The organism is Amycolatopsis sp. NPDC059021 (genome assembly GCF_042739895.1).
Classification (GTDB): domain Bacteria; phylum Actinomycetota; class Actinomycetes; order Mycobacteriales; family Pseudonocardiaceae; genus Amycolatopsis.
This window is the reverse complement of the sequence record NZ_JBHYIQ010000087.1, coordinates 2,427-7,704: the sequence shown is the minus strand read 5'-3', so window position 1 is coordinate 7,704 and position 5,278 is coordinate 2,427. Positions and strand designations below refer to the sequence as shown.

The window sequence follows — 5,278 nt, the reverse complement described above, 5'->3', positions numbered from 1 at the left end:
CCACAATGGGTGTCCGGCCCCGTCGGCGTTCGGGACCATGTGAACCGATCGGGTGAACCGGACGTCTCACGGCCCGTACAGAGGCTTGCCTCCGGGTGCGCTAGCGTTCGGTGAGCACAGCCGCCACGTTCCGTCCCCGGTGTACCGCGCGCTCCGGGGTTGCCGGTCAAGCGACAGGAGAGCATCGATGACCTTCCCCAGTGGTGGGCCTGGCTACCCCCAGCAGGGTGGCGGCCAGCAGCCGCCCCACAACCCGCCCCACTCGGGCGCCTTCCCTCCGCAGGCGCCCCCGCAGGCTCCGGCGCCCGCGGCGCAGGGTGCCGCGATTCCGCAGAACCTGCCGATGCTGCTGGCCCTCGCCGTGACCGTGCTCGGCGTCGTGCAGTACTTCATCGGCTTCTCCGACGAGGCGAGCGTCGTCGGACAGGAGACGCTCTTCCTCCTCGTCGGCGGTCTGCTCGCCGCGTTGTACGTGCTGCCGAAGGGCCCGAAGGCGCTGCCGTTCGCCGCGCTGTTCAGCCTGCTCGGCGCGTTCGAGACGCTGGACGAGATCATCGGCGTCCGCGAAGGGGTCTCCGTGCCCGGCATCGTCACGGTGATCTTCATCCTCGGCATCCTGCAGATGCTGCTCGCGGTCGGCGCGTTGCTGCTCGCGCACGACGTCGTCAAGCCGCCCGCGCCGAAGCCCGCCGCGCCGCAGAGCCCGTACGGCCCGCAGTTCGGCCAGCCCGGCCAGCAGGGGACGAGCCAGTTCGGTCAGCCAGGGCCGCAGCAGCAGTACGGCCAGCAGCAGCCGGGCCAGCAGGCACCGCAGGGTCCGGTGGCCGCGGCTGGTGAGCCGTCCGCGCCGTTCTCGCAGCCGACGACCTTCTCGCCGCCCGCCGCGCCGCCGACCCAGCAGGCCACGACCTACGCGCCGCAGCAGGGCCAGTTCTTCCAGCAGCCCTCCTCGGGCGAGCAGGGCCAGCAGAACCCGGGCACTCCGCCCGGTGGGTTCGGCAAGCAGAGCTGAGCCACCGACCGGCAACACCTCGCACCCACTGTGACTTCCGCTCCGGCGGTGTCACAGTGGGTGTTGGTCTTTCGGGGCTTTTGCCCCGACCGGGTGGGTTAGGTTCGCCACGCCCCGGAAGGGCGGCGTGGCTCACCCGGACGGACCAGTCCGGATGTCAGGGTGGCGATCATGGAGCTGCTCACCCGACCCGAACGCCCGCCGGGCGACGAGCCGGTGAGCGACCCCGAGCCCGACGCGGTCACCGGAGCGAAGCGGGTGCGGGTGTTGCTCGCCGCCGCGCTCGGTCCGCTGGTCACCGGCTATGCCGTGGTCGCCACGCTGCTCGCGCTCGTCACGCTGACCGCGGAGCGGGCGACGTTCTCGGCCGCCGGCGCGCTGCTCGCCGCGGGCCCCGGCTGGCTCGCCGCGCACCAGGTGCGGCTCGACATCGGTGGTCACCCACTCGGGGTGCTGCCTCTGCTGCCCACCCTCGGCGTGGTGCTGCTGGCCATGCGGGCGGGAACCCGCGCCGCGCGGCGGCTCGGCTGCCGGAGCACACGCCGGGCGGTGCCGGTCATCGCCGTGATCGCCGGTGCGCACGCCGTCTTCGGCCTGATCATCGCGGTGCTCTCGCTCGGCGCCCCGGTGTCCGCGAACCCGTTCACCGCGTTCGTGGTGCCCGGCCTGTTCGGCGGGCTGTCCGCGACGATCGGCGTGGTCCGCCGCTGCGGCCTGCCCGGCATCGTGCGCGACCGTCTCGATCCCCTCGCCGTGCGCGGGCTGCGCGCGGGCGCGCTCGGCCTCGCCGCGCTGGTGCTCGGCGGCGCGCTCGTGTTCGCACTCGCCACCGCGCTTTCGGCGTCCACAGTGGACAAGCTGTTCGCGCCGGGTGCCGGGAGCAGCTTCGGTCTCTTCCTGCTCTCGCTGCTCTACCTGCCCAACGCGGTCGTGGCCGCGCTGTCGTTCATGACCGGGCCGGGATTCTCCATCGGCACGGCTTCGGCGGGCATCTTCGGCTCCTCCGGCGGGCCCGTGCCGGGCCTGCCGCTGCTCGGTGGCGTGCCCGAGCACCACGCGGCCTGGTGGTCCGTGCTGCTCGTCCTGCCCGCGCTCGCCGGTGGGCTCGTCGGCTGGTCGGTCCGCCGGATCGACGAGGACCCCGCGGCACGCGTGCGCACCGTCGCCATCGCGGGCGCGCTGGTCGGCTTCGGCTGCGTCGTGCTCGGCACGCTTGCCGGCGGCCGGCTCGCCGACGGGCCGTTCGACCCGGTGAGCATCCCGGTCGGCGTGGCCTCGATCGTGGCCTTCTGCTGGATCGTCATCCCCGGTGGCTTCGTGACCTTCTTCGCCGGGGCGCACGCCCCGGCCCGGCCGCCCGCGGAGCTCGATGAGGACCTGCCCGACATCGACACTGCCGACACTGCCGACACCGACGAGGCCGCTGACGCGGAAGAGTCCGGGGAGGACGAAGCGTCCGAAGAGGACGGTGACGAGGCCGACGACCTCGACGCCGAGGAGGCCGACAGCGACGCCGAGGAGGCCGACAGCGACGCCGAGGAGGCCGACAGCGACGCCGAGGAGGCCGACAGCGACGCCGAGGAGGCCGACAGCGACGCCGACGGAGCGAATGGACCGTTCGCACCGCCCGAAGGCCCCCTACCCGACACCCTAGAGGTGGGGGACGACGAAAACGGGGTGGACGGCGGGGTAGCTCGGGCGGAGATCGAGTACGACGCCGAGTACGACGAGGAATTCGACGCCGAGGCCGAAGCGGAACTCGGGCTCGAGTTGCCCGAGGACATCGTCGTGGACAAGGGCCTGGACCAGCCCGAGGAAGAGCCCGCGCCGAGGGCGGAGGAGCCGGGGCCTGTGACGGAGTCCACCGAGGGGTCCGGCGACGACACGTCCCCGGGAGCCGACCGTTAGGGTTGACGCGACCTGCTGAAGCGCCGTGCGCCCGGGGCGCATCGCCGAGCAAGGAGCCCGTTCTGGCCAGCCGCTTGGACCTGCCCACTCCGGTGAAGATCGTCGTGCTCGCCTCCGGATCGGGCACGCTGCTGCAAGCGCTGCTGGACGCCGCCGGCCGGTCCGGCTATCCCGCCAAGATCGTCGCCGTCGGCGCCGACCGTCTCGGCATCGAGGCGCTGGCCAGGGCCGAGCGTGCGGGCGTCCCGTCGTTCACCGTGCGGGTCGCCGACCATCCCGACCGCGCCGCGTGGGACAAGGCGCTGACCGAGGCCACCGCCGCCTACCAGCCCGACCTGGTCGTCTCGGCCGGGTTCATGAAGATCCTCGGCGGCGAGTTCCTCGGCCGTTTCGCGGTGGTGAACACGCACCCGGCGCTGCTGCCGTCCTTTCCCGGGATGCACGCGGTGCGCGACGCGCTCGCCGCCGGCGTCCGCGTCACCGGGTCGACCGTGCACTTCGCGGACGCCGGGGTGGACACGGGGCCGATCATCGCGCAGGAGGCGGTGACCGTGGAGCCCGGCGACGACGAAGACGTCCTGCACGAGCGGATCAAGGCCGTGGAACGCAGGCTCCTGGTGGAAACAATCGAGCGGCTGGGCCGTGGTGGCTGCACTATCGACGGACGAAAGGTGACTTTTCGTGAGCACTGACCAAGGACGGCGCCCCATCCGCCGGGCACTGATCGGCGTCTCGGACAAGGCCGGCCTGCTCGAGCTCGCCACCGGGCTGCACGCGGCGGGCGTGGAGATCGTGTCGACCGGCGGCACCGCCAAGGTCATCGCGAACGCCGGCGTCCCGGTCACCCCGGTCGAGCAGGTCACCGGCTTCCCCGAGTCGCTCGACGGCCGGGTCAAGACGCTCCACCCGCGCGTGCACGCCGGGCTGCTCGCCGACCAGGACAACGCCGACCACGTCGACCAGCTGCGCAAGCTCGAGATCGCGCCGTTCGACCTGCTCGTGGTCAACCTGTACCCGTTCACCCAGACGGTCGCCTCCGGCGCGAGCCCCGAGGACTGCGTCGAGAACATCGACATCGGCGGCCCGGCCATGGTGCGCGCCGCCGCGAAGAACCACGGCAGCGTCGCGGTCGTCGTCGACCCGGCCCGCTACGAATGGGTCTTGGAGCGCGTCGCCGAAGGCGGCTTCGACCTCAACGACCGCAAGCGGCTCGCCGCGCAGGCCTACGCGCACACCGCCGCGTACGACACGGCCGTCGCGTCCTGGTTCGCCAACGTCTACGCACCGGCGGACGACTCCGGCTTCCCCGACTTCACCGGCGCGACCTGGGAACGCGCGGACGTCCTGCGCTACGGCGAGAACCCGCACCAGAAGGCCGCGCTCTACCGGCACCACCGGCCCGGCCTCGCGCACGCCGAGCAGCTGCACGGCAAGGCCATGTCGTACAACAACTACGTCGACACCGACGCCGCGCGCCGCGCCGCCTTCGACTTCGCCGAGCCCGCCGTCGCGATCATCAAGCACGCCAACCCGTGCGGCATCGCGGTCGGCGTCGACGTCGCCGAGGCCCACCGCAAGGCCCACGCGTGCGACCCGGTTTCCGCGTACGGCGGCGTCATCGCCACGAACCGGCCGGTCAGCCGCGAGGCCGCCGAGCAGATCGCCGAGGTGTTCACCGAGGTCGTGCTCGCCCCGAGCTTCGAGCCCGAGGCGCTGGAAATCCTGCAGCGCAAGAAGAACGTACGGCTGCTGCAGCTACCGGTGATCGAGAACCCGGACCCGATCGAGTTCCGGCCGATCTCCGGCGGCCTGCTGGTGCAGACCGTCGACGCGATCGACGCGCCCGGCGACTCACCGGCGAACTGGCAGCTCGCCACCGGCGCGCCCGCCGACGAGCAGACCCTGGCGGACCTGGAGTTCGCGTGGCGCTCGCTGCGCGCGGTGAAGTCCAACGCGATCCTGCTCGCGCACGACCGCGCCACGGTCGGCGTCGGGATGGGCCAGGTCAACCGCGTCGACTCCTCGCGGCTCGCGGTGTCGCGGGCGGGGGACCGGGCCAAGGGCTCGGTCGGCGCGTCCGACGCGTTCTTCCCGTTCCCGGACGGCCTCGAAGTGCTCATCGAGGCGGGCGTCCGCGCGGTGGTGCAGCCCGGCGGGTCGATCCGCGACCCCGAGGTCATCGCCGCCGCCGAGGCCGCCGGCATCACCCTCTACCTCACCGGCACCCGCCACTTCGCCCACTGAGCCAGCGGGCCATGGCCATGCCGCCGGGGGGGGGGGTGATGCCCCGGTGGGCACAGCCCCCTCGCGCACCGCGGAGCCGCCGGTCGGCGGACAGCGGATCCACCAAGTATATCA

4 protein-coding genes are annotated in these 5,278 nt (G+C 72.8%); all 4 read left to right on the top strand.

Translation table 11 applies throughout. From position 1 onward, the window contains the following. Positions 1-187: 187 nt before the first annotated feature. The 4 genes from ACFWX1_RS36325 (at position 188) to purH (ending at position 5,164) form a co-directional block, all read left to right on the top strand. Positions 188-1,012: a DUF5336 domain-containing protein gene (locus tag ACFWX1_RS36325; RefSeq protein WP_378394337.1), complete on the top strand. Its 825-nt coding sequence runs from the start codon at positions 188-190 to the stop codon at positions 1,010-1,012. A gap of 171 nt (positions 1,013-1,183) precedes the next feature. Next, positions 1,184-2,920, top strand: a complete 1,737-nt coding sequence (locus ACFWX1_RS36320; protein WP_378394336.1) for a DUF6350 family protein — start codon at positions 1,184-1,186, stop codon at positions 2,918-2,920. Positions 2,921-2,994: 74 nt separating this feature from the next. After that, entirely contained in the window at positions 2,995-3,612 is a 618-nt protein-coding gene (gene purN, locus ACFWX1_RS36315; protein ID WP_378394335.1) for a phosphoribosylglycinamide formyltransferase, read from the top strand. Beyond that, entirely contained in the window at positions 3,602-5,164 is a 1,563-nt protein-coding gene (purH, locus tag ACFWX1_RS36310) for a bifunctional phosphoribosylaminoimidazolecarboxamide formyltransferase/IMP cyclohydrolase (protein WP_378394334.1), read from the top strand. Before purN ends, purH begins: the two co-directional genes overlap by 11 nt. Positions 5,165-5,278: the final 114 nt, after the last annotated feature.

Bases quoted from the DNA above. Each gene is read 5' to 3' on its own strand.
- ACFWX1_RS36320 (WP_378394336.1), top strand. From the start codon at position 1,184: ATGGAGCTGCTCACCCGACCCGAACGCCCGCCGGGCGACGAGCCGGTG.
- ACFWX1_RS36325 (WP_378394337.1), top strand. From the start codon at position 188: ATGACCTTCCCCAGTGGTGGGCCTGGCTACCCCCAGCAGGGTGGCGGC.